17 protein-coding genes and 1 pseudogene are annotated in these 22,755 nt (G+C 66.2%); 10 read left to right on the top strand and 8 right to left on the bottom strand.

Translation table 11 applies throughout. The annotated features are described in order from the left end of the window. Window positions 1-74 precede the first annotated feature (74 nt). The 3 genes and pseudogenes from JX552_RS22500 to JX552_RS22490 form a co-directional block, all read right to left on the bottom strand. Window positions 75-1,712 carry an adenylate/guanylate cyclase domain-containing protein gene (locus tag JX552_RS22500; protein WP_205874079.1) on the bottom strand — a complete coding sequence of 546 codons (1,638 nt, stop codon included), beginning with the start codon at window positions 1,710-1,712 and terminating at the stop codon, window positions 75-77. Between the two features lie 139 nt (window positions 1,713-1,851). Beyond that, a pseudogene (locus JX552_RS34265) lies at window positions 1,852-3,097 on the bottom strand (adenylate/guanylate cyclase domain-containing protein); the annotation flags it as partial. A 165-nt stretch (window positions 3,098-3,262) separates the two neighbouring features. After that, on the bottom strand, window positions 3,263-4,879 hold the full coding sequence (locus JX552_RS22490; RefSeq protein ID WP_205874078.1) for an adenylate/guanylate cyclase domain-containing protein: 1,617 nt from the start codon (window positions 4,877-4,879) through the stop codon (window positions 3,263-3,265). A 605-nt stretch (window positions 4,880-5,484) separates the two neighbouring features. On the opposite strand from JX552_RS22490, the gene nucS reads away from it, so the two are divergent. Both nucS and JX552_RS22480 read left to right on the top strand, forming a co-directional pair. Continuing rightward, the gene (nucS, locus tag JX552_RS22485) at window positions 5,485-6,147 is read left to right on the top strand and encodes an endonuclease NucS (protein ID WP_205874077.1); all 663 of its coding nucleotides are present in this window, start codon (window positions 5,485-5,487) and stop codon (window positions 6,145-6,147) included. A gap of 1 nt (window position 6,148) precedes the next feature. Next, a complete protein-coding gene (locus JX552_RS22480; RefSeq protein WP_205874076.1) occupies window positions 6,149-6,430 on the top strand; it encodes a hypothetical protein in 282 nt (93 codons plus the stop codon). Here the strand turns inward: JX552_RS22480 and mce are convergent. Next, window positions 6,427-6,885, bottom strand: coding sequence for a methylmalonyl-CoA epimerase (mce, locus tag JX552_RS22475; RefSeq protein WP_055580730.1), 459 nt, complete (start codon window positions 6,883-6,885; stop codon window positions 6,427-6,429). The two genes, JX552_RS22480 and mce, sit on opposite strands and share 4 nt — an antisense overlap. Window positions 6,886-6,967: 82 nt before the next feature. Between mce and JX552_RS22470 the strand changes: the two genes are divergently transcribed. After that, window positions 6,968-8,161: an acetyl-CoA C-acetyltransferase gene (locus tag JX552_RS22470; protein ID WP_205874075.1), complete on the top strand. Its 1,194-nt coding sequence runs from the start codon at window positions 6,968-6,970 to the stop codon at window positions 8,159-8,161. A gap of 177 nt (window positions 8,162-8,338) precedes the next feature. Next, entirely contained in the window at window positions 8,339-9,259 is a 921-nt protein-coding gene (locus JX552_RS22465) for a tetratricopeptide repeat protein (protein WP_205874074.1), read from the top strand. A gap of 108 nt (window positions 9,260-9,367) precedes the next feature. Here JX552_RS22465 and glgB read toward each other — a convergent pair whose 3' ends face one another. Further along, on the bottom strand, window positions 9,368-11,563 hold the full coding sequence (gene glgB / locus JX552_RS22460; RefSeq protein WP_205874073.1) for a 1,4-alpha-glucan branching protein GlgB: 2,196 nt from the start codon (window positions 11,561-11,563) through the stop codon (window positions 9,368-9,370). Between the two features lie 6 nt (window positions 11,564-11,569). Next, window positions 11,570-13,645 carry an alpha-1,4-glucan--maltose-1-phosphate maltosyltransferase gene (locus JX552_RS22455; RefSeq protein ID WP_205874072.1) on the bottom strand — a complete coding sequence of 692 codons (2,076 nt, stop codon included), beginning with the start codon at window positions 13,643-13,645 and terminating at the stop codon, window positions 11,570-11,572. 260 nt (window positions 13,646-13,905) lie between these two features. Between JX552_RS22455 and JX552_RS22450 the strand changes: the two genes are divergently transcribed. Beyond that, window positions 13,906-16,488 (top strand): glycosyltransferase family 1 protein, encoded by a 2,583-nt coding sequence (locus JX552_RS22450; protein ID WP_205874071.1) that lies wholly within the window; start codon window positions 13,906-13,908, stop codon window positions 16,486-16,488. A gap of 34 nt (window positions 16,489-16,522) precedes the next feature. Here JX552_RS22450 and JX552_RS22445 read toward each other — a convergent pair whose 3' ends face one another. Together JX552_RS22445 and JX552_RS22440 are read right to left on the bottom strand one after the other, a co-directional pair. Continuing rightward, entirely contained in the window at window positions 16,523-18,538 is a 2,016-nt protein-coding gene (locus JX552_RS22445; protein WP_205878620.1) for an ATP-dependent DNA helicase, read from the bottom strand. A 2-nt stretch (window positions 18,539-18,540) separates the two neighbouring features. Further along, a complete protein-coding gene (locus tag JX552_RS22440) occupies window positions 18,541-19,839 on the bottom strand; it encodes a nicotinate phosphoribosyltransferase (RefSeq protein WP_205874070.1) in 1,299 nt (432 codons plus the stop codon). A gap of 54 nt (window positions 19,840-19,893) precedes the next feature. On the opposite strand from JX552_RS22440, the gene clpS reads away from it, so the two are divergent. From clpS to JX552_RS22415, 5 genes are read left to right on the top strand one after another with little or no spacing between them, the layout of a single operon-like run. After that, a complete protein-coding gene (clpS, locus tag JX552_RS22435) occupies window positions 19,894-20,199 on the top strand; it encodes an ATP-dependent Clp protease adapter ClpS (RefSeq protein WP_205874069.1) in 306 nt (101 codons plus the stop codon). A gap of 9 nt (window positions 20,200-20,208) precedes the next feature. Then, the gene (gene aosR / locus JX552_RS22430) at window positions 20,209-20,790 is read left to right on the top strand and encodes an oxidative stress transcriptional regulator AosR (RefSeq protein ID WP_205874068.1); all 582 of its coding nucleotides are present in this window, start codon (window positions 20,209-20,211) and stop codon (window positions 20,788-20,790) included. Window positions 20,791-20,818: 28 nt separating this feature from the next. Beyond that, the gene (locus JX552_RS22425; protein WP_205874067.1) at window positions 20,819-21,856 is read left to right on the top strand and encodes a P1 family peptidase; all 1,038 of its coding nucleotides are present in this window, start codon (window positions 20,819-20,821) and stop codon (window positions 21,854-21,856) included. Window positions 21,857-21,866: 10 nt separating this feature from the next. Beyond that, entirely contained in the window at window positions 21,867-22,280 is a 414-nt protein-coding gene (locus tag JX552_RS22420; RefSeq protein WP_205874066.1) for a M67 family metallopeptidase, read from the top strand. A gap of 24 nt (window positions 22,281-22,304) precedes the next feature. Beyond that, window positions 22,305-22,577, top strand: coding sequence for a MoaD/ThiS family protein (locus tag JX552_RS22415; RefSeq protein ID WP_205874065.1), 273 nt, complete (start codon window positions 22,305-22,307; stop codon window positions 22,575-22,577). Window positions 22,578-22,755: the final 178 nt, after the last annotated feature.

The raw sequence follows: 22,755 nt of genomic DNA, 5'->3' as shown, positions 1-22,755 counted from the left end.
CCACAGTTACACCTCGCTGCCGACAAGACTGGCGGAAAACCGACATCAATGTCGCCCACGGCCGGCGGCCCGTGTCACTTGCGAGGTGCGGCGGGATCCGCCGGAGATGCCAACTTGGTGCGCTGATCGTGGCCGCGGAGTTTGACGCTCCTACCCAGTGTCCACCGCTCGTTCTCCTCGTCGCTGGCGCCGTCCAGGGTCTCCGCCGACGTCAGCAGTTTCCCGGGTCGGGATTTCGCCAGTTCGCAAAGTCGCGCCGCCTCGTTGACCGGTTCGCCGATCACCGTGTATTCGAATCTTTCCTTCGCGCCGACGTTTCCGGCGACCACGGTGCCCGCCGCCACACCGATGCCGGCCTGTAGTTCGGGCATCTCGTCGGCGAGTCGGTCGGCGATGGCCCGCGCGCAGGCCAGGGCCTCATCTTCCGGGGAGTCCAGATGGTTGGGCGCGCCGAAGATCGCCAGCGACGCGTCGCCCTCGAACTTGTTGACGAGCCCGTGGTGCCGGTCGACTTCGTCGACGACGATCGTGAAGAAGCGGTTGAGCAGCGCGACGACCTCGGCCGGCGGTCGGCTGGTCACCAGCTTGGTCGAGCCGACGATATCGATGAAAATCACGCCGACGTGGCGCTCCTCACCGCCGAGTTTGGGTCGCTCGCGTTCGGCGGCGAGTGCGACGTCGCGGCCGACGTGCCGGCCGAACAGATCGCGGACGCGCTCGCGCTCGCGCAGTCCGTCGACCATGGCGTTGAAACCTCTCTGCAGTTCCCCGAGTTCGGTTCCGTCGAATACGACCAGATCACCGCGCAGGTCCCCCTGCTCCACCCGCTTGAGCGCCGCCCGCACCACCCGCACCGGTGTCGCCGTCAACCAGGCGAAGATCCAGAGCAGGATGAACCCGAAGACCAGTGTGGCGGCGGAGATGATCAACACCCCGACGGCGAACTGAGTCTGCGTGAGGTTCTTCAAGGTCATCTCGAAGAAGGCCATCAGGCCGATGCCGACGACCGGCACACCCGAACCGAGCAGCCACACCATCATGGTCCGGCCCATGATTCCCGGTGCCAACCGCCGGGGCGGCGGCCCGGCTTCGAGTGCCTGAGCCGCCACCGGCCGCAGTGCGAACTCGGTGAGCAGATAGCTGCCAGTGGAGACCAGCAGGCCGCAGAAGCTCACCGCTACCAGAAACCGGGGGATGAACATCGTGTCGGCAATCCCGTAGAGGACGGTCGTCAGCACCGTTCCGATTCCCCACAGGATGAGGTGGCCGACCGCTACCCGCCAAGGCGCCATGAAGGTGTTGCGCTCGTCGCGGTCGGTCGGCTTGCGCTCCTCGATCGCCCAGCGCAGCGCCTCGACGGTGCCACGGGTGATCGTGTAGGCGCCGACTATCAGGGCGACAACGATGTAGGCCGGGACCGCGATGACCGACACCCACAGCGGGGCGTCGTCGAACACGCTGGGTACCGGAACCGCGACGGTCACCAGCAGGACGGCGACGGCGATACCGATCAGATTCGCGGTGACGATGAGCACCGTCATGATGCCCTGGATGCGAACCCGACGGCGATGTTGGTCTTCTGAGACCCGCCCGAGCAGCCAGGAACCGTAGGCGGGCGTATCCGGCAGCCGACCGCTCTGTCGGGTCACCTTCTCGAGGACCCGGCCCAGACGCTGCGCGACGCTGTGCTTGGGGGCCGTATTGGGCGACATGGTGGCGTCAGCCTAATTCTTACGGGGCGATCTGGATGAAGTCGGGTCGGACCGAGCCCACCTGACGGGCGCAAGGGCGATGTCCGACACGGCGTGCGCGGCGGGAGCGCGACGACATGGCGGGATTGCGGAATCAACCGTTGCCGGCGACGACTTGGCCCGCGGCCACGCCTATCCCAGCCTTGAGTTCTGGAATCTCGTTGACCAGCCGATCGGCGATGGAACGCGCGGCTGCAAGCGCTTCGTCTTCGGCGCAAGCGAGTTGATTCGGAGCTCCGAAGATGGCCAGTGACGCGTCGCCCGCGAACTTGTTGACCAGTCCGCGATGGTGATTGATCTGCTCCACGATGACGGCTCAAATCCTGTTCAGCAGTGCAACGGTCTCAGCTGGTGGCTCGCTGGTGACCAGCCTGGTGGAGTCGATGATGTCGATGAACACCACGGCGACGGGACGCTCCTCGCCACCAAGCTTGGGGAGCTCCCGTTCGGCCGCCGCCGCCACCTCGCGTCCGACATACCGGCCGAAAAGGTCGCGCACACTTTCCCTTTGCCGCAAGCCGACGACCATGGTGTTGAAACCGCGCTGCAGCTCGCCTAACTCGGTCCCGTCGAACACGACCATATCGTTGTGCAGGTCACCCTGTTCGACGCGTTTGAGGGCCGCCCGCACCCCCCGCACCGGCGTGGCCGTCGGCCAGGCCGGGACCCACATGAGAACGAATCCGAAGATGAGCGTCGGTGCGGTGACGAGCACCACCCCACCCGACGAGCTGTGCGCCGGTGATATCGCGCAGCGTCAGATCCAGGATCGCCAGGAGCGACACGACGCTGATGGTGGGAACCGCGGCCATGATGAGCCAGCCGGTCATCGTTCGGCTCATGATGCCCGACGCCAACCGGCGCGGCGGCGGTCCGGCCTCGAGCGCTCGGGCGGCCACCGGGCGTAGCGCGAATTCGGCGAACAGATAGCAGCCCGTTGCCACGCCTAGCCCGGAAGTGCCTGCTGCGACGAGCATTCGGGGAATCAGCAACGAGTTGTAGACCCCGTACACGTACGTCAGCAGGACCGTCCAGATTCCCCAGATGACGAGATGGAAAACGGCGAGTCGCCAGGGGATCAGCAGCGTGTTGCGCTGATCACTCAGGGTGGTGGGTCTCCCTGGATAGCCCAGCGCAGTGATCGCACGATCCGCGAGGTAAGCCAGACAGCGCCCACGGCAAAAGACGAGAAACCCGGTCAGGGCCCGATCTTGGCCCTGGCGGGCGGGTACCGGCACGGACACAATCAGTGTCAGCATTACGCCGATCCTGATGAGGTTTGCAACCGCTACGACAAGAGTCAGCATCGCCTGGAGGCGGATCCGGGTCGTGTGCTCATTGTCCGACCGCTAGCCAGGAGCCGTGCGACGTTGTTTTTGGCGCGGGGATGCCGTAGCGTGCCACGGTCCGGAATGCATTGGTCAAGCGCTGGGCAGCGTTGTCCCTCGCTTGTCATGGTGGCGCAGCCTAATGGGATTGCGACGTTCTTGGGTAAGTGACTTCGCAACAAATCAGCGGGGATGGGCAAGCTGAATGGGTTCGTGGTGGCTGCGCAGTGTCACTGTCTCAGCCAAAAGCCAACGCCCACATTCATTCTCGCTTGTGTTCTGCAGCGTCGTCGAGCTCGTCAGCAATCTGCCGGGATGTGACTTCGCCAGTTCACACAGCCGGGCCGCCTCGTGGACCGGCCCGCCGATCACGGTGTATTCGAACCGCTCGTGGGCTCCGACGTTGCCCGCGACTACCTGCCCGGCCGCGACGCCGATCCCGGCCTTGCACTCGGGCATCTCGTGGGCCAGCCGCTCCGATATCGTCCGGGCAGCGGCCAATGCCGCCTCCTCGGGACGGTCGAGCCGAATGGGAGCGCCGAAGATCGCCAGCGCCGCGTCACCTTCAAACTTGTTTACCAGTCCGCAGTTTCGGTCGACCTCGTCGACGATGATGGTGAAGAACTGGTTGAGCACGTGAACCACCTCGGCGGGCGGTTGGCTGCGGACCAATTGGGTGGAGCCGATGATGTCGATGAATACAACGGCGACGTGACGCTCCTCGCCACCCAGCTTGGGCAACTCGCGCTCGGCGGCAGCGGCGACCTCGCGACCGACGTGACGGCCGAACAGGTCTCGCAGCCGTTCGCGTTCGCGTAGACCTTTGACCATGGCGTTGAAACCACGCTGCAGTTCCCCGAGTTCGGTCCCGTCGAACACCATCAGGTCGCCGGGCAGGTCGCCGTCCTCGACGCGTTTGAGCGCGGTGCGCACCACCCGAACGGGTGTCGCGGTTAGCCACGACATAATCCACATCACCAGGAAGCCGAAGACCAGCGCGGCCACCGACACGATCAGCACGGCGACGCCGAGTTGGGTTTCGGTGAGGTCTTGGACCAGCAATGCGAAAAGGGCCAGACCGGCGATGCCGGCGAGCGGTGCCCCAGAGCCTAGGGTCCACACCGTCATCGTCCGGCCCATGATGCCCGGCGCGATTCGTGGTGACTTGCGCTCGGCTTCCAGTGCCTGCGCGGCGAAGGGGCGCAGCGCGAACTCGGTGAACAGGTAGGTGTTGGTGGCCACGAGAACCCCGCTGATCGTGCCCGTGACCAGGGTTATCGGGATGAACAGACGGTTCGACATGCCGTACAGCACCGCCAGGACGACAGCCCCGAGTCCCCACATCGCGATGTGGACGACCGACACCCGGAAGGGTGCAAGCAGGACGTTGCGGGCGTCGTCGCCACTGGGTTCCCGTTGTTCGATCACCCACCGGGTAGCCGCCGCGATGATGCGACGGCTGATCCAGAAGGTACCGAAGGTCAACGCAAGGGTGGCGTACGCGGGAAGGACGCCGAAGGTCAGCCATCGCGGTGCGTCTCGGTAGATATTGGGCTTGGGAAACGCGAGAGTCAGTATCAGTGTAGTGACCACGATGCCGGTCAGATTTGCCTGCAGGGTGTAGAGGTTGACGATGCGCTTGATGCGCAACTGCCGGCGCGACTGGCTTTCGGAGGCGTGCCCGAGTATCCAAGAACCATAGACGGGGGGGTTCGGCCGGCCGCTCTGATGGGTCAGCCTCTCGAGGAACCGGCCCAGGCGCTGGGCGGTGCTTGTTACTGGGACCTCTTCGTCCGACATGGTGGCGTCAGCTTAATTCGTAGGACACGGTTTCGGTCGAGGTCGAGTCAAGCTGCGCCAGCTCTGTTGCAGCACGCTGCCACGAAGCCTCACCACCGCGACTCGGGACCACAATGCGCGCTCGTCATCGCGTACGCGTTCGATCATTCGGAGGCTCGCGGGCAAACTGCCGGCGTTGGATTTCACCGGTGCCCACCACCGAGCCGTCTGGGCAACGGGTTCGCAGTCCGTCGTTGGCTCATGTTCCTCAACCGCCCACCGGATGGACGCCCTGATGATCCGGGTGGTGATCCACAGAGTCGCGGCGAGCATTGCGCACGTCGGCGTCGGTGTGCCGGCCAGCCAACGCGAACCATGGACATAACTGAAGGGCGCCGGAAACGCGGGACTCACGATCAGCACGACGCCGGTCAGATTCGCCAGCAGACTGTGGCGGCAGGCGATCATTCGTTCGACTGAACGGTCCCATAGCGACAGGTCCCTCTCGGCGATCTGCTCGGTCGGCATGGTGGCGACAGCCTAATTCTTCGTTCGCCGGATAGCCCTGATTTCGATCGGACGCGCTCGCCGGCCGTGTCTCCTGCCGGAGGTCTTAAGGTGATCGGGTGCGTCTCGTCATCGCCCAGTGCACCGTCGATTACATCGGCCGTCTCACCGCGCATCTGCCGTCGGCGCGTCGGTTGCTGTTGTTCAAGGCGGACGGTTCGGTCAGCGTGCACGCCGACGACCGTGCGTACAAGCCACTGAACTGGATGAGCCCACCGTGCTGGTTGATCGAGGAGCCGGGCCCGGTGTGGGTGGTTGAGAACAAGGCCGGCGAGCAGTTGCGCATCACAGTCGAGGCGGTCGAACACGACTCCAGCCACGAGCTGGGCGTCGACCCGGGTCTGGTAAAGGACGGGGTCGAGGCACACCTGCAGGCGCTGCTCGCAGAGCATGTTCATCTACTGGGTGACGGGTACACGCTGGTTCGCCGGGAGTACATGACTGCCATTGGGCCGGTCGATCTGCTGTGCCGCGACGAGAGGGGGGGCTCGGTCGCCGTGGAGATCAAGCGGCGCGGCGAGATAGACGGAGTGGAGCAGCTCACTCGCTACCTGGAATTGCTCAATCGAGACACTGTTCTGGCACCCGTCAAGGGCGTATTTGCGGCTCAGCAGATCAAGCCACAGGCCCGCACTTTGGCGACTGATCGTGGAATCCGTTGTCTGACATTGGATTACGACAAGATGCGGGGAATGGACAGCGACGAGTACCGGCTGTTCTGAGATGGCTCGGCGCCGCAAACCGCCACCCCGGCAGGCATTGCGGCTGCCGAATCGAGTGGAAATCGGAGCCGATGGCTACGAATACGAGGTTCGCCCTGTTCCTGCGGCTCGCGCGGTCAAGATCTATCGCTGTCCCGGGTGTGATCACGAAATTCGTTCCGGCACTGCGCATGTGGTGGTTTGGCCAGTCGGCGTGGCGGCGGCGATAGACGATCGCAGGCACTGGCACACGCCGTGTTGGACCAACCGTGCTACCCGCGGCCCCACTCGCAAGTGGTCCTAGTGGTGAGCCGGCTCGACCAGCTCGATCAGCACGCCGCCGGCGTCCTTGGGGTGGATGAAGTTGATGCGCGAGTTCGCGGTGCCACGGCGGGGCTTCTCGTAGACCAGCCGCACGCCCTGCGAGCGCAACTGCTCGCACATGGCATCGAGGTCCCTGATCCGGCAGGCGAGCTGCTGGATGCCGGGTCCGCGCTTGTCGATGAATTTCGCGATCACCGACGTCTCATCCAACGGCGCCATCAGCTGGATCTGTGCGCTGGTGCCCGGGACGGCCAGCATCGCTTCGCGAATGCCCTGGTCATCGTTTATTTCTTCGTGCACCAGGATCATGCCGAGGTGGTCGTTGTACCACTCGATGGCAGCATCAAGATCGGCGACTGCAATGCCGACGTGATCGAGTCCTGTCACCAGTGACGTAGCCAGGGTGGGACGGGCGTCAACTTGATCGGTCGTCATTACATAACGGTAACCTCATCAGAAAGAATCCGCTTCTCCGGGTTGGCCCGATCAGCCGTTCCCGTGCCGTTTAGGAGGTTTCATGACGACGTCGGTGATCGTTGCTGGGGCTCGGACGCCCATCGGCAAACTGATGGGTTCGCTGAAGGACTTCAGCGCCAGCGACCTCGGTGCCATCGCGATCAAGGCCGCGTTGGACAAGGCCTTCCCCAACCAGGAGGCGCCGGCATCGCTGGTCGAGTACGTGATCATGGGCCAGGTGCTGACCGCGGGCGCCGGGCAGATGCCCGCGCGCCAGGCCGCCGTCGCGGCGGGCATCGGCTGGGACGTGCCTGCGCTGACCATCAACAAGATGTGTCTGTCCGGGATCGATGCCATCGCCCTGGCCGACCAGCTCATTCGTGCCGGTGAGTTCGACGTCGTGGTCGCCGGCGGCCAGGAGTCGATGACCAGGGCGCCGCACCTGCTGATGGACAGCCGGGCCGGCTACAAGTACGGCGACGTCACGGTGCTCGACCACATGGCCTACGACGGCCTGCACGATGTCTTCACCGATCAGCCGATGGGCGCGCTGACCGAGCAGCGTAACGACGTCGACAAGTTCAGCCGCCAGGAGCAGGACGAGTACGCGGCGCAGTCGCACCAAAAGGCCGCCGCCGCATGGAAAGACGGTGTTTTCGCCGACGAAGTGGTCCCGGTGGACATCCCGCAGCGGAAGGGCGACCCGCTGCAGTTCAGCGAGGACGAGGGCATCCGGGCGAACACCACCGCCGACTCGCTGGCCGGTCTGAGGCCTGCCTTCCGCAAGGACGGCACCATTACGGCAGGTTCGGCGTCGCAGATTTCCGATGGCGCCGCGGCGGTCGTTGTGATGAACAAGGCGAAGGCCCAGGAGTTGGGGTTATCCTGGCTGGTCGAGATCGGAGCCCACGGCGTGGTGGCCGGGCCGGATTCCACGCTGCAGTCCCAACCCGCCAACGCGATCAAGAAGGCGCTCGGCCGCGAGGGCATCTCGGTCGATCAGCTCGATGTCGTCGAGATCAACGAAGCGTTTGCGGCGGTGGCCCTCGCGTCCACCAGGGAACTCGGCGTCAACCCCGAGATCGTCAACGTCAACGGAGGCGCGATTGCGGTCGGGCACCCCATCGGGATGTCGGGAGCGCGGATCACGCTGCACGTGGCTCTGGAATTGGCGCGTCGCGGATCGGGCTACGGTGTGGCGGCGCTGTGTGGGGCCGGTGGCCAGGGCGACGCGCTGATTTTACGGGCCGGCTGACCGGAGCCATCGGCTCGGCGCGTTTGCTGGGGAAGTGTCGAGGTCAATACTGTCGGTATTACTGTGAGATTGGTCATATCACCGTCCCGGGAGACCAGGAGCGCGAATTCCGGCCACTTTTTGTCGGGCCAGGAGGTCGCCGCGAGCGGATCGTGACGTCGTGACAGACTTGGCGGTGTGACACGTCCCCGACCCTCGATCGGGCCAGCGTTGGCCGGTGCGGTCGACCTGTCCGGTCTCAAGCAACGCGCTCAGCAGAAGGCCAGTGCGCCGCCGGGCGGTCCTGGTGGCCCGGGTGACCCGGGTGGCCCGGGGATCATCCAGGTCACCGAGGCCAATTTCGAGGACGAGGTGATCAACCGGTCCGACGAGATCCCGGTCGTGGTGCTGCTGTGGTCGCCGCGCAGCGAGGTGTGTGTCGACCTTCTCGAGACGCTGGCCGGCCTCGCCGCTGACGACAACGGCACCTGGGCCCTGGCAGTGGCCAACGTCGACGCCGCGCCCGGCATCGCCCGGATCTTCGGCGTGCAGGCGGTCCCGACCGTCGTAGCATTGGCTGCGGCGCAACCGGTTTCAAGTTTCCAGGGTCCACAGCCCCCCGATCAGTTGCGGCGCTGGATCGACTCGCTGATCGACGCCACCGCAGGAAAGCTCAAAGGCGCACCCGGCTCCGGACAACCGGAGAAAGTCGACCCGGTGGTCGCCGCGGCGCGTCAGCACCTGGAGGCTGGTGACCTCGACGCGGCGAAATTGTCCTATGAGGAGGTCCTGGCGGCCGATCCGGCCAGCGCGGAGGCCAAAGCGGCCATCCGCAAGATCGGGTTCCTCGCACGCGCGACCGCGCTTCCGCCGGACTCGGTTCCGGCGGCCGACGCGGCGCCCGACGACATCGACGCGGCCTTCGCCGCCGCCGACGTCCAGATTCTCAACCAGGATGTCACCGGGGCGTTCGACCGTCTGATTGCGTTGATACGCTGTACATCTGGTGATGACCGCAGCACCGTGCGCACCCGGCTGATCGAGTTGTTCGAGCTCTTCGACCCCGCCGACCCTGAGGTGGTTGCCGGTCGCCGCAACCTCGCCAACGCGTTGTACTGACGCCCGATCCGCGAAGTTCCTTTCGCGAGCAGACACAAAAGCACCCGGAGCGTCCGCTCCACGGTGCTTTAGTGTCTGCTCGCCGGGCATCCCGGGGCAATCCGGGACCTAGGCGGGCTCCAGCCAAATCGCCGACGAGGGCGGCAACACCAGCACCGCTGACGCCGGCCGGCCGTGCCACGGGTCGTCGGTTGCGTCGACGCCGCCGAGGTTGCCGATTCCGGTGCCGTTGTAGTCGGTCGCGTCGGTGTTGAGCACCTCACGCCAGCGGCCGGCCTGCGGCAGGCCCAACCGGTAGTTGCTGTGCTCGGCCCCCGCGAAGTTGAACACGCAGGCCAGCGCCGATCCGTCGTCGCCGTAGCGCAGGAAGCTCAGCACGTTGTTGGCCGAGTCGTTGGCGTCGATCCACGAATAGCCCTCGGGTGTGGTGTCCCTGCTCCACAGCGCCGGGTGGGTCGAGTAGATCCCGTTGATGTCGCGGACCAGCCGCAGCACACCGTTGGAGAATCCCTGCTCGTCGAGCTGCCACCAGTCCAGCCCGCGTTCCTCCGACCACTCGGCACGCTGTCCGAACTCCTGGCCCATGAACAGCAGTTGCTTACCCGGGTGTGCCCACTGATAGGCGAGCAGACTGCGTAACCCGGCCGCCTTGGCGTGGTTGTCCCCGGGCATCCGCCCCCACAACGTGCCTTTGCCGTGCACTACCTCGTCGTGGCTGAGCGGCAGCACGTAGTTCTCGCTGAACGCATACAGCATCGAGAACGTCATCTCGTGATGGTGGTAGGTGCGATAAATCGGATCCCGGCTGAAGTAGTCGAGCGTGTCGTGCATCCAGCCCATGTTCCACTTCATCGAAAAACCAAGGCCACCGAGACTCGTCGGACGTGTGACGCCGGGCCACGACGTCGACTCTTCGGCGATGGTGACTATTCCCGGGGCGGCTTTGTGGGCGGTCGCGTTCATCTCTTGCAGGAACTGCACTGCTTCGAGGTTCTCACGTCCGCCGTAGATGTTGGGGGTCCAACCACCCTCGGGGCGCGAATAGTCCAGGTACAGCATCGACGCGACCGCATCGACCCGCAGGCCGTCCACGTGGAACTCCTGCAACCAGTACAGGGCGTTGGCCACCAGGAAGTTTCGCACCTCGGGACGTCCGAAGTCGAATACGTAAGTGCCCCAGTCTAACTGCTCACCGCGCTTGGGGTCGGAGTGTTCGTAGAGCGGGGTTCCGTCGAAGCGCCCCAATGCCCACGCGTCTTTGGGGAAGTGCGCCGGCACCCAGTCGACGATGACCCCGATGCCGGCTTGGTGCAGTGCGTCGACCAAGGTCCGGAATTCGTCGGGCGTGCCGAAGCGTGACGAGGGCGCATAGTACGACGTCACCTGGTAACCCCAGGACCCGCCGAATGGGTGCTCGGCGACGGGTAGCAGCTCGACGTGCGTAAAACCTTGCTCTGCAACGTATTCGGTCAGCTGTACGGCGAGTTCCCGGTAACTCAGACCCGGCCGCCAAGAGCCGAGATGCACCTCGTAGGTGCTCATCGGCTCGAAGACCGGGTTGCCTTGCGCACGCAGCTCCAGCCACTCCTGGTCGTCCCAGGTGTAGTCGCTCACCGTCACCCGCGAGGCGGTCTGCGGCGGCACCTCGGTGCCGAACGCGAACGGATCGGCACGATCGGTCACGGCGCCGTCGGCGCCGTGCACCCGGAACTTGTACAGGCCGTCGATCGGAAAGTCGGGCCAGAACAGCTCCCACACGCCGGACGAGCCCAGCACCCGCATCGGCGCGTCGGTGCCGGTCCAGCCGTTGAAATCGCCGATCAGGCTGACGCCCTTGGCATTCGGCGCCCACACGGCGAACGACACCCCGCTCACCACGCCGTCGGGCGTGGTGAACGAGCGGGGATGGGCGCCAAGTACCTCCCAGAGGCGTTCGTGGCGTCCTTCGGCGAACAGGTGCAGGTCGACCTCGCCCAACGTGGGCAGGAAACGGTAGGGGTCGGCGATGGTGTGGGGTTCCGAACCGTCGTAGGTCACCTCCAGTCGGTAGTCGACCAGGTCAACGAAGGGCAGCGCCACGGCCCATACCCCGGAGTCGATGTGCTGCAGTGCAAATGTGTCTTCGCCGACGAGAACGACGACGCTGGCGGCGTGCGGGCGAAATGCCCGGATGACGGTGTGGTCGTCGTACTCGTGCGCGCCCAGAATGCCGTGCGGATTGTGGTGGGTGCCGGCGGTGAGGCCGGCCAGGTCAGCGGGGTCGGGCGCCAGATGCGTATTGGCGAGTTCATCGGTGCGATTCACTTACCCTCACCTCCTGCGTAGCAGCGTAATTCGGGATTCTTCGGGTACGAGCGGCATGTTGACGACATGGGCGACCGCGCGTCCCGGATCGATGCGGATGTAATTGGATTGCCCCCATTGATATTCCTCGCCGGTGATCTCGTCACGCACCCAGAAACGTTCATAGGGCTCCATGCCCAACGCCGCCATGTCCAGGTGCAGAGTCGCTTGCTCGGGACCGAACGCGTTCAGCGTCACCACCACCAGGACACAGTCGCCGGTCTCCGCGTCGAACTTGCTGTAGGCCAGCAACGCGTCGTTGTCGATGGTGTGGAAATGGATGGTGCGCAATTGCTGCAGAGCCGGATGCAGCCGGCGAATCTCGTTGAGCCGCCCGATGAACGGCTCCAGTGACCGACCTTCGGCCAGCGCGCCCGCGAAGTCGCGGGGACGCAATTCGTACTTCTCCGAGTCCAGGTATTCCTCACTGCCTTCGCGCACCGCCCGGTGCTCGAACAGCTCGTAGCCGGAATACACGCCCCAGGCCGGACTCATCGTCGCCGCGAGCACCGCGCGAATGGCGAACATACCCGGCCCATGGTGCTGCAGCACTTCGTGCAGGATGTCCGGGGTGTTCACGAAGAGGTTGGGGGTGCGGAAGTCGGCGAGTCTGGCGATGTCGTTGCCGAACTCGGTGAGCTCCCACTTGGCGGTGCGCCAGGTGAAATAGCTGTAAGACTGCGTGAAGCCGAGCCTGGCCAGCCCGTACTGGCGTGCCGGCGGGGTGAACGCCTCGGACAAGAACAGCACATCGGGGTCGACGGCCTTCACCTGAGCGATCAGCCAAGCCCAGAAGTCCGGTGGCTTCGTGTGCGGATTATCAACCCGAAACACCTTGACCCCGTGGTTGATCCAGTGCTTTACGATCCGCAGCACCTCGTTGTAAAGCCCGCTGGGATCGCTGTCGAAGTTCAGTGGATAGATGTCCTGGTACTTCTTCGGCGGATTCTCCGCATAGGCGATGGTGCCGTCCGGCAGTTCGGTGAACCAGTTGCGGTGGTCGCGGGCCCACGGATGGTCCGGGGCGCACTGCAGCGCCAGGTCCAACGCCACTTCCATACCGAGTTCTCTTGACGCGGAAACGAAATCGTCGAAATCGCCGATCGTGCCAAGTTCGGGATGGACGGCGTCGTGGCCACCCTCGTCGCTGCCGATCGCCCACGGCGACCCCACGTCACCGGGAGCGGCGGTCGGATTGTTGTTGCGGCCCTTGCGGTGCACCTTGCCGATCGGGTGGATCGGCGGCAGGTACACGACGTCGAAACCCATCTCGGCAATCCGGGGCAGCGCCGCCGCGGCGGTGGCGAAGGTGCCATGCACCGGATGACCGTCGGCGTTCCAACCACCGGTGGAACGCGGGAACATCTCGTACCAGGACCCGAAGCGGGCCAGCGGCCGGTCCACCCAGATCCCGTGCTGCTGGCCACGGGTGACCAGCTCCCGCAACGGGAACTGATCGAGCAACTCCTCGATCTCGGGGGCCAATGCCAGCGCGGTTCTGGTCAAGGGATCACCGGGCTCACGCAGGGCCGCGGCCGCGTCCAGCAGTGGGTGGCGCTGCTGGCGCGGCGTCCCGGTGGCGGCGCGCTCGAAAAGCGCGGCACCCACCAGCAGGTCGTTGGACAGTTCCTTTTCGCCCTGGCCCGCATCGAGTTTGGCAACCAGCCCGTGGCGCCAGGAATCAATCGGGTCACCCCATCCGTCTACCCGGAAAGTCCACAATCCCACCTTGTCCGGGGCGAATTGTCCGTGGAACACAAACGGCTCCAAGCCCATCGTCATTGGAAGATGGCGCGGTTTCACCTTCTCGGCGACCGCCGCATCGGGATCGGCGGCTTGCACGGCCTTCAGTCCGCGGGCGTCGGCGACCCGCGGATAGTGGGTGCCCAGATACCGCACCACCAACGTCGCAGCCACGGCCTCGTGGCCTTCGCGCCACACCGCGGCGCTGACCGGGATCACCTCACCGACCACCGCCTTGGCGGGATACGTACCACACGAGACCACGGGTTGAACGTCGTCGATCTCGATACGACCGGGCACCAATCACTCCATTCCATTGCCCGGCTCCGCGGCGGCCCATCGTTGCACCGCATCGTCGCCGGGGAACTCCGGATCCATCACCCCAGGCGGCCGAACTCTGGTCGTCGTTGAGGTGTCATTCGTCAGCGCGATGTCTGTCGCCTCTTTGCGCCCCATACCCACCCTAGTGTCCGGCTACACCGACGGGTGTTGAAGCGCACTGCACAAGCGGTTGCCGTGGAACGCTGCACGCAGCGAAAACCGCACTAAGGTTGAGATGCGTGAAAGCCCTTCGCCGCTTTACCGTCCGTGCTCACCTTCCCGACCGCCTGGCCGCGCTGGACCAGCTCTCCACCAACCTGCGCTGGTCGTGGGAGAAACCCACGCAGGACCTGTTCGCGACCATCGACCCCGACCTGTGGTTCAAGTGCGGCAAGGACCCGGTTGCGCTGCTCGGTGCGGTGAAGCCCGCCCGGCTCGACGAGCTCGCTGGCGACGAGGAATTCTTGCGCCGCCTCGACGAGCTTGCGGCAGATCTAAACGACTACCTCAGCCGCCCGCTGTGGTACCAGCAACAGGAAGCCGCCGGGGTCCAGATGCCCACCGGAATCGCGTACTTCTCGATGGAATTCGGCGTCGCCGAAGTGCTGCCCAATTACTCCGGTGGTCTCGGGATTCTGGCCGGTGATCATCTGAAGTCGGCGTCGGATCTCGGGTTGCCGCTGATCGCGGTCGGTCTCTACTACCGCTCGGGGTACTTCCGGCAATCCTTGACCGCGGACGGCTGGCAGCAGGAGACCTATCCTGCGCTGGATCCGCAGGGATTGCCGCTGCGGCTGCTCACCGACGCCACCGGTGAGCCGGTGCTGGTGGAGCTGGCTTTGCCGGATTCCGCGCGGCTGCGGGCTCGTATCTGGGTGGCCCAGGTCGGCCGGGTGCCGCTGCTGCTGCTCGATTCCGACGTCCCGGAGAACGAGCATGACCTGCGCAGCGTCACCGACCGCCTCTACGGCGGCGACCAGGAACACCGCATCAAACAGGAGATCCTGGCCGGCATCGGCGGTGTCCGAGCGATTCGCGCCTTCACCGCCGTTGAGGGCCGCCCGGCCCCCGAGGTGTTCCATATGAACGAGGGGCACGCCGGGTTTCTGGGCGCCGAACGTATCCGCGAGTTGGTCACCGATTCCGGATTGGATTACGACACCGCGTTGACGGTGGTGCGGTCCAGCACGGTCTTCACCACCCATACCCCAGTGCCCGCCGGCATCGACCGGTTCCCCGTGGAGATGGTGCAGCGCTACTTCGACGACACAGGCGACAGCGTGAGCACGCTGCTGCCCGGCGTACCGACGCAAAGAATCCTCGCGCTGGGCGCCGAGGACGATCCGGCCAAGTTCAACATGGCCCACATGGGGCTGCGCTTGGCGCAGCGCGCCAACGGGGTGTCGCTGCTGCACGGCCAGGTGAGCCGGGCGATGTTCAACGAGCTCTGGCCGGGGTTCGACCCCGACGAGGTGCCGATCGGATCGATCACCAACGGCGTGCACGCCCGCACCTGGGCCGCCCCGCAGTGGCTGCAGCTGGGCCGCGAGTTGGCCGGATCCGACTCGTTCAGTGAGCCCGCGGTCTGGCTGCGGCTGCAGCAGGTCGACCCTGGGCACCTGTGGTGGATCCGGTCGCAACTGCGCGCGCTGCTGGTCCAGGATGTCCGGGCCCGGCTGCGCCAGTCGTGGTTGGAGCGGGGTGCCTCCGAAGCCGAACTAGGTTGGATCGCAACGGCATTCGACCCCAATGTGCTCACGGTCGGGTTCGCCCGGCGGGTTCCGACGTACAAGCGGTTGACCCTGATGCTGCGCGACCCCCACCGGCTGGAACGCCTGCTGCTCGACGATGAGCGGCCGATTCAGCTGATCGTCGCCGGCAAGTCCCACCCCGCCGACGACGGCGGCAAGGCGTTGATCCAGCAGGTGGTGCGGTTCGCCGACCGGCCGGAGGTGCGGCACCGGATCGCCTTCCTGCCCAACTACGACATGTCGATGGCGCGGTTGCTCTACTGGGGCTGCGACGTATGGCTCAACAATCCGTTGCGGCCGCTGGAAGCCTGCGGCACCTCGGGCATGAAAAGCGCGCTCAACGGCGGGCTGAATCTGTCGATCCGCGACGGTTGGTGGGACGAGTGGTACGACGGGGAAAACGGTTGGGAGATACCGTCGGCCGACGGGGTGGCCGACGAGGACCGGCGCGACGACCTGGAGGCGAGCGCGCTGTACAACCTGTTGGAGCAGGCCGTGGCGCCGAAGTTCTACGAGCGCGACGACCACGGGGTGCCGCCGCGCTGGATCGAGATGGTGCGCCACACCCTGCAGACGCTCGGCCCCAAAGTGCTGGCGTCCCGGATGGTCACCGATTACGTGGAGCGCTACTACACCCCGGCGGCGCAGTCGGTGCGCAGCACCGTCGCAGGCGGGGCGTTCGAGCCGGCGCGCGAACTGACCGCTTACCGCAGGCGGGTCGAGGAGGCGTGGCCGCGAATCGTGGTGAGCGATGTGGACAGCACCGGCCTTCCCGATACGCCGTTGCTCGGGTCGAAGCTCACCTTGACCGCGACCGTGCAGTTGGCGGGGCTAGCGCCCGACGAGGTGACGGTGCAGGCGGTGCTGGGTCGCGTCGACAACGGTGACGAGTTGCTTGACCCGCTGACGGTCGAGATGACGTACACGGGCAGTGCCGAGGGCGGCAACCAGGTCTTCTCGGCGACGACGCCGCTCCCGCTGGCCGGGGCGCTGGGGTACACGGTGCGGGTGCTGCCGCGGCATCCGATGCTGGCCGGCGGCAACGAGCTGGGCCTGGTCACGCTGGCCTGAGTCCAAGCGCGAGCAGACACGAAAGCACCGATTTTCACTCAATAACGGGTGCTTTTGTGTCTGCTCGCGAGGGGGAGTCGCGCAGGCGGCGCAGCGCGGCGCGCACCTTCTCGGTGTTGGTGGTCTGCCAGAACGGCGGCAACGACGCGCGCAGATAGTCGCCATAGCGTGCCGTCACCATGCGCGAATCCAGCACCGCCACCACGCCGCGATCGCTGACCCGGCGCAGCAGCCGACCCGAGCCCTGCGCCAGCAACAGCGCCGCGTGGCCGGCCGCCACTGCCATGAAGCCATTGCCGCCGCGAGCGGCCACCGCGCGCTGACGGGCGCTCAACAGCGGGTCGTCCGGGCGGGGAAACGGGATGCGGTCGATCAGCACCAGCGAGAGCGACGGTCCCGGAACGTCGACGCCCTGCCACAGCGACAGCGTCCCGAATAGTGAGGTCTCGGGATCGTCGGCGAACTGCTCGACCAGTGCTGAGGTGCTGTCATCGCCCTGACACAGCACCGGGGTGGACAGTCGATCCCGCATTGCCTCAGCGGCTGCCCGCGCAGCGCGCATCGATGAGAACAGACCCAGCGTGCGACCCCCCGCCGCGGTGATCAACTCCTCGATTTCGGTCAGTTGCTCGGCCGTGCCGGTGCCGTCGCGACCGGGCGGCGGCAGGTGCGCGGCGACGTAGAGGATGCCGGATCTGGCGTGGTTGAACGGTGATCCGACATCGACACCCCGCCATGCGGTCTCCGCCTCACTAAGGCCCCACGCTTCGGCCATCGCGTCGAACGCGCCGCCGATCGTCAGGGTCGCCGACGTCAGCACCGTCGTTGACCTCGAGAACACCTTGGCGGCCAGGAGTCCGGCCACTGACAACGGTGCCACGCGCAGCACCGCACGTGGCGAACCCCGGTTCTCTTCGTGATCCAGCCAGACGATGTCGGTGCGGTCAGGGATGGCAGGTCCGAACGAGTCGAGGATCCGCGTGGCCGTGTCAGAAATCTCGATCAGCGCGGTCGCCGCCTCGGCGCGTGCCGCCGCCGCCCGCGCGTCGCTGGTGCTCTCGATCGCCGACCGGGCAGCGTTGGCGGCGTCGCGCAGCGCGGTCAGGTACGCCGCCAGCTCGTCGTCGAGGTGGTCGATACGTCCCGACTGGGCGTCGTGGAGGGCCGAGGAGAGCGTGGCCGATGCTGCCTCCAGGCGATCGACCAGTTCCGGGCTGACCAGCCGTGCGACGCGGCGTGCGGCCACGCCCAGGGTCGCTGACGTCAGCTCCGCGGTGGCCACCGAGGTCACCCGGTCGGTCAGCTCGTGCGCCTCGTCGACCACCAGCAGAGAGTGTTCCGGCAACACCGCGGAGTCGGACACGGCGTCGATCGCCAACAGCGCATGGTTGGTGACGACGACGTCCGCGGTACCGGCACGCGCGCGCGCCCGCTCCGAGAAACACTCCGAGCCGAATGGGCAGCGAGCCACGCCGATGCATTCGCGCGCCGAAACGCTGACCTGAGACCAGGATCGGTCCGGCACACCGGGCTTGAGATCGTCGCGGTCGCCGGCGTCGGTTTCCGCCGACCACTCGGTGAGACGCTGCACATCGCGGCCCAGCGCGGTGACGGCCATCGGGTTGAACAGCTCCTCCTGCGGCCGGTCGTCGGTATCGTCGGTCCCGCCGCCGTTGTGAATCTTGTTCAGACACAGATAATTTCGACGGCCCTTCAGCAACGCGAACTGGGGCCGGCGGGGCAACGCGTCTTCGAGCGCATCGGCCAGCCGGGGCAGATCGCGGTCGACGAGTTGACGCTGCAAGGCAATGGTGGCGGTCGACACAACGACTGGTGCGTCGTTGTCGACCGCCTGCACGATCGAGGGCACCAGGTAGGCCAATGATTTCCCGGTACCGGTGCCTGCCTGTACGACCAGGTGCTCACCGGTGTCGAAAGCCCGGGCCACCGCGGTGGCCATGTCGACTTGACCGGGACGTTCGCTGCCACCCAGCGCCGCCACCGCGATCGCCAGTAACGCCGGGACGGAATCGGTCACAGCCACATCAATCGTCAGACCGCAATCGTCTGGGTCGGAATGGCTGGATCGCCAGGCGACAAGGCCAACCCCTCCCAGGGCAGGCTGCGCAGGCCCGACGCCACCAGCTCCCGGGCGGCCGCGAGGTCGTTGTCGGCGAGGATCTCACCGGCACGGACCAACGGCGTCGTCAGCACCCGGTGCGGCTCGCTGATGGTTGGTGGCCGCCCGAAAGGATGCACTACTTCCTCGGTTACGGTGCCGGTCGGCCGAGACAGCCGCAGCCCGGCCTTGCGCCCGCCGTGCGACTCTTTGTGGCTACTGCGCTTCTGCACCGGGATTCCGTCGACCTCCACCAGCTTGTAAACCATGCTCGCAGTCGGCGCACCCGAGCCGGTGACGAGCGCGGTGCCGACGCCGTAACTGTCCACCGGCGCGGCGAGCAACCCGGCGATGGAGAATTCGTCGAGGTCGCTGGACAGCACGATATGCGTCTCGTGTGCGCCCAGCTCATCGAGTTGGCCCCGCACCTGGTGGGCCAGCACCGCAAGATCGCCGGAGTCGATTCGGACCGCTCCCAGCCGCGGGCCTGCCGCGGCCACCGCGTTGGCCACTCCAGTGGTCACGTCGTAGGTGTCCACCAGCAGCGTGGTGTCCGCCCCCAACGCCTCGACCTGCGCCCGGAACGCCGCCAACTCGTCGGGCCCCTCATCGGTGGTGTGCACCATGGTGAAGGCGTGCGCGGCGGTGCCCACCGACGGCACCCCGTATCGCCGCTGCGCCTCGAGATTGGACGTGCCGGCGAAACCGGCGATGTAAGCGGCTCGCGCGGCTGCCACCGCGGCCTGTTCGTGGGTGCGCCGCGAACCCATGTCGATCACCGGGCGGTCGCCGGCAGCGCAGACCATGCGTGCCGCCGCTGATGCGATCGCGGTGTCGTGGTTGAAGATCGACAGGACCAGGGTTTCGAGCAGCACGCATTCGGCGAAGCTGCCATGCACCGACAACACCGGCGAGTGCGGGAAATACAGTTCGCCCTCGGCATAGCCATCGATGTCGCCCTGGAAGCGGAACTCCCGCAGATACCCCACCGTGCCGGCGTCCAGAAATTGCCCCAACAGGTCACACGCGTCGTCGTCGAACCTGAACTGCGGCAAGGTTTCCAGCAGCCGGCCGGTTCCGGCGACCACCCCGTAACGGCGGCCCGCCGGGAGCCGCCGGGCGAAGACTTCCCAGCTGGTGCGGCGGTGCGCGGTACCGTCGCGCAGGGCTGCGGCCAGCATCGTCAACTCGTATTTGTCGGTCAGCAGCCCAGCTAGTACCGAGTCGTTCACATCGCAAAGGTATCGGCTGGCTGCAATGCAGACCTGGCTCGGTATCCTTGGCCCATGGTTGTAGCGATCGCGCCGGCCAAGCCAGGCGGCACCGGGCAACGGGAATCTGCTCCGGTCGAAGCTACGACGAGTCCGTGGGTGACGATCGTCTGGGACGACCCGGTCAACTTGATGACCTACGTGACGTACGTCTTCCAGAAGCTGTTCGGTTACAGCGAGCCGCACGCCACCAAGCTGATGCTGCAGGTGCACAACGAAGGAAAGGCCGTGGTGTCGTCGGGCAGTCGAGAGTCCATGGAGGCCGATGTGTCCAAGCTGCACGCCGCGGGATTGTGGGCGACGATGCAGCAGGACCGCTGAGTTCTGATAGTGCGCAAATGGAAGCGCGTTGACACCCGCAATGGCCCCCGTTTCCGGTCGTCGTTGGCCCCGCATGAGGCGGCGCTGCTCAAGAATCTGGTAAGCGCGATGGTCGGCCTGCTCGACGAGCGTCAGGCCACGTCGCCCTCGGACGAACTCGAAGAGATCACCGGCATCAAGACCGGGCATTCCGAGCGCCCGGCCGACTCGACGCTCGGGCGCCTGTTGCCGGACTTTTACCGCAACGACGAAGGCGATCCGCTGACTCTCGAGGCGTCTGAAGCCCTCAATTCGGCGCTGCGAAGCCTGCACGAGCCGGAGATCATCGCAGCCAAACGTGGTGCTGCACAACAATTGTTGGATACGCTGCCGGCCAACGGCGGCAGGTTCGAGCTGTCCGAGGACAGCGCCAACGCCTGGATATCGGCGGTCAACGATCTTCGGCTGACCCTGGGCGTGATGCTCGAGATCGGCCCGCAGGGTCCGGAGCGGTTGCCCGCCGACCACCCACTGGCCGCGCACTTCGACGTCTATCAGTGGTTGACGGTGCTGCAGGAGTACCTGGTGCTGGTGCTGATGGGGCCACGATGACCCCTACTGCGGCAGACAAGCCGGCCGGATGAGTTCCATCACCGACGTCGGCGGGATCCGCGTCGGCCATCACCACCGGTTGGACCCCGATGCTTGCCTCGGCGCCGGATGGGCCTGTGGGGTGACCGTGGTGCTGCCCCCGCCGGGGACGGTGGGTGCCGTGGACTGCCGCGGCGGCGCGCCGGGAACCCGGGAGACCGACCTACTCGACCCGGTCAACAGCGTGCGCTATGTGGACGCCGTGTTGCTGGCCGGCGGCAGTGCGTTCGGCCTCGCCGCCGCCGACGGCGTCATGCGCTGGCTGGAAGAACAGCAGCGGGGCGTGGCGATGGGCGACGGTGTGGTGCCGATCGTGCCGGGCGCGGTGATCTTCGACCTGCCGGTGGGGGCTTGGAACTGTCGGCCGACGGCCGAATTCGGGTACGCGGCGTGTGTCGCGGCCGACGGGTCCGGTGACGCGGCGCCGGTGGCCGTGGGAACGGTCGGTGCCGGGGTAGGGGCGCGGGTCGGAGTGCTGAAAGGGGGCGTGGGGACCGCATCGGCGACCTTGCCCGTGGGCGTCACCGTCGGCGCGCTGGCTGTGGTCAACGCCGCCGGCGAAGCCCTGAATCCGACCACGGGTTTGCCGTGGATGTCCGAACTGACCGATGAGTTCGGTCTCGCGCCGCCACCTTTGGAGCAGATCGAGGCGCTGGCGCAGCTTCCGTCCCCGTTGAGCGAGCTGAACACCACGATCGCGGTGGTGGCGACCGATGCGGCGCTGAGCCCTGCGGCGTGCCGTCGCGTAGCGATCGCTGCGCACGACGGTCTGGCCCGGACGCTGCGGCCCGCGCACACCCCGCTGGACGGTGACACGGTGTTCGCATTGGCCACTGGCGCCGTCGAGGTGCCCCCGAGTGCCAACACCCCGGCCGCGCTGTCGCCGGAGACCGGTCTGGTCACCGCGGTGGGAGCGGCGGCCGCCGACTGCCTGGCCCGGGCCGTACTGGGCGGGGTGCTTGCCGCGAAGTCGGTGGCCGCGATACCGGCTTATCGCGACGTGCTGCCGGGCGCATTCGGGAATTGACGCGGCGCCGATGTTGGTGATCCGGGCCGATCTCGTCGAGGCGATCGTCGCGCATGCCCGTCGTGATCATCCGGACGAAGCCTGCGGCGTGCTGGCCGGTGCGGCAGGCTCGGATCGGCCGGAGCGGCACATCCCGATGGCCAATGCCGAACGCTCGCCGACGTCCTATCGATTCGACTCCGGTGAGCAACTTCGGGTGTGGCGGGCCCTGGAACGGTCGGATGACGTGCTCGTCGTCATCTACCACTCGCACCCGAGCACCGAGGCGTATCCGAGCCGGACGGACATCGATCTGGCTGCCGAACCGGACGCGCACTATGTGTTGGTGTCCACTCGCGATCCTCATTGCCACGAGCTGCGCAGCTACCGCATTGTCAACGGGGTCGTGAGCGAGGAACCTGTTGACATCGTCGAACAGTACTGAGCTCACACCAGGAGAAAGGCCAGCATGACCGTCAACGTCTCCATTCCGACCATCCTGCGACCCCACACCGGCGGCGAGAAGCGCGTCTCTGCGAACGGCGACACGCTGGGAGCGGTCATCAAAGACCTGGAGGCCAACTACGCGGGAATCTCGGATCGACTCCTCGATAATGACCGGCTGCACCGCTTCGTGAACATCTACGTGAACGACGAGGATGTGCGCTTCTCCGGAGGTCTGGACACCGCCGTCGCCGACGGCGACTCGATCACGATCCTGCCGGCGGTCGCGGGCGGATAGTGGCGTTGACTACCGGTAACCTGGACATTTGGTGGTAGTGCGATGAGGAGCGGCGCAGATGAGCCCGCCGGCGACGATGCAGAGCGGAGCGATGAGGAGGAGCGGCGCAGATGAGCCCGCCGGCGACGATGCAGAGCGGAGCGATGAGGAGGAGCGGCGCAGATGAGCCCGCCGGCGA

This window comes from Mycobacterium gordonae, from assembly GCF_017086405.1.
Classification (GTDB): domain Bacteria; phylum Actinomycetota; class Actinomycetes; order Mycobacteriales; family Mycobacteriaceae; genus Mycobacterium; species Mycobacterium gordonae_D.
Note: the sequence above shows the minus strand (reverse complement) of the source record. Positions and strands in the feature narration are given on the sequence as shown.

Bases quoted from the DNA above. Each gene is read 5' to 3' on its own strand.
- JX552_RS22500 (WP_205874079.1), bottom strand. From the start codon at position 1,712: ATGTCGCCCAATACGGCCCCCAAGCACAGCGTCGCGCAGCGTCTGGGC.
- JX552_RS22490 (WP_205874078.1), bottom strand. From the start codon at position 4,879: ATGTCGGACGAAGAGGTCCCAGTAACAAGCACCGCCCAGCGCCTGGGC.
- JX552_RS22480 (WP_205874076.1), top strand. From the start codon at position 6,149: ATGGCTCGGCGCCGCAAACCGCCACCCCGGCAGGCATTGCGGCTGCCG.
- mce (WP_055580730.1), bottom strand. From the start codon at position 6,885: ATGACGACCGATCAAGTTGACGCCCGTCCCACCCTGGCTACGTCACTG.
- JX552_RS22470 (WP_205874075.1), top strand. From the start codon at position 6,968: ATGACGACGTCGGTGATCGTTGCTGGGGCTCGGACGCCCATCGGCAAA.
- clpS (WP_205874069.1), top strand. From the start codon at position 19,894: ATGGTTGTAGCGATCGCGCCGGCCAAGCCAGGCGGCACCGGGCAACGG.
- JX552_RS22425 (WP_205874067.1), top strand. From the start codon at position 20,819: ATGAGTTCCATCACCGACGTCGGCGGGATCCGCGTCGGCCATCACCAC.
- JX552_RS22420 (WP_205874066.1), top strand. From the start codon at position 21,867: ATGTTGGTGATCCGGGCCGATCTCGTCGAGGCGATCGTCGCGCATGCC.
- JX552_RS22415 (WP_205874065.1), top strand. From the start codon at position 22,305: ATGACCGTCAACGTCTCCATTCCGACCATCCTGCGACCCCACACCGGC.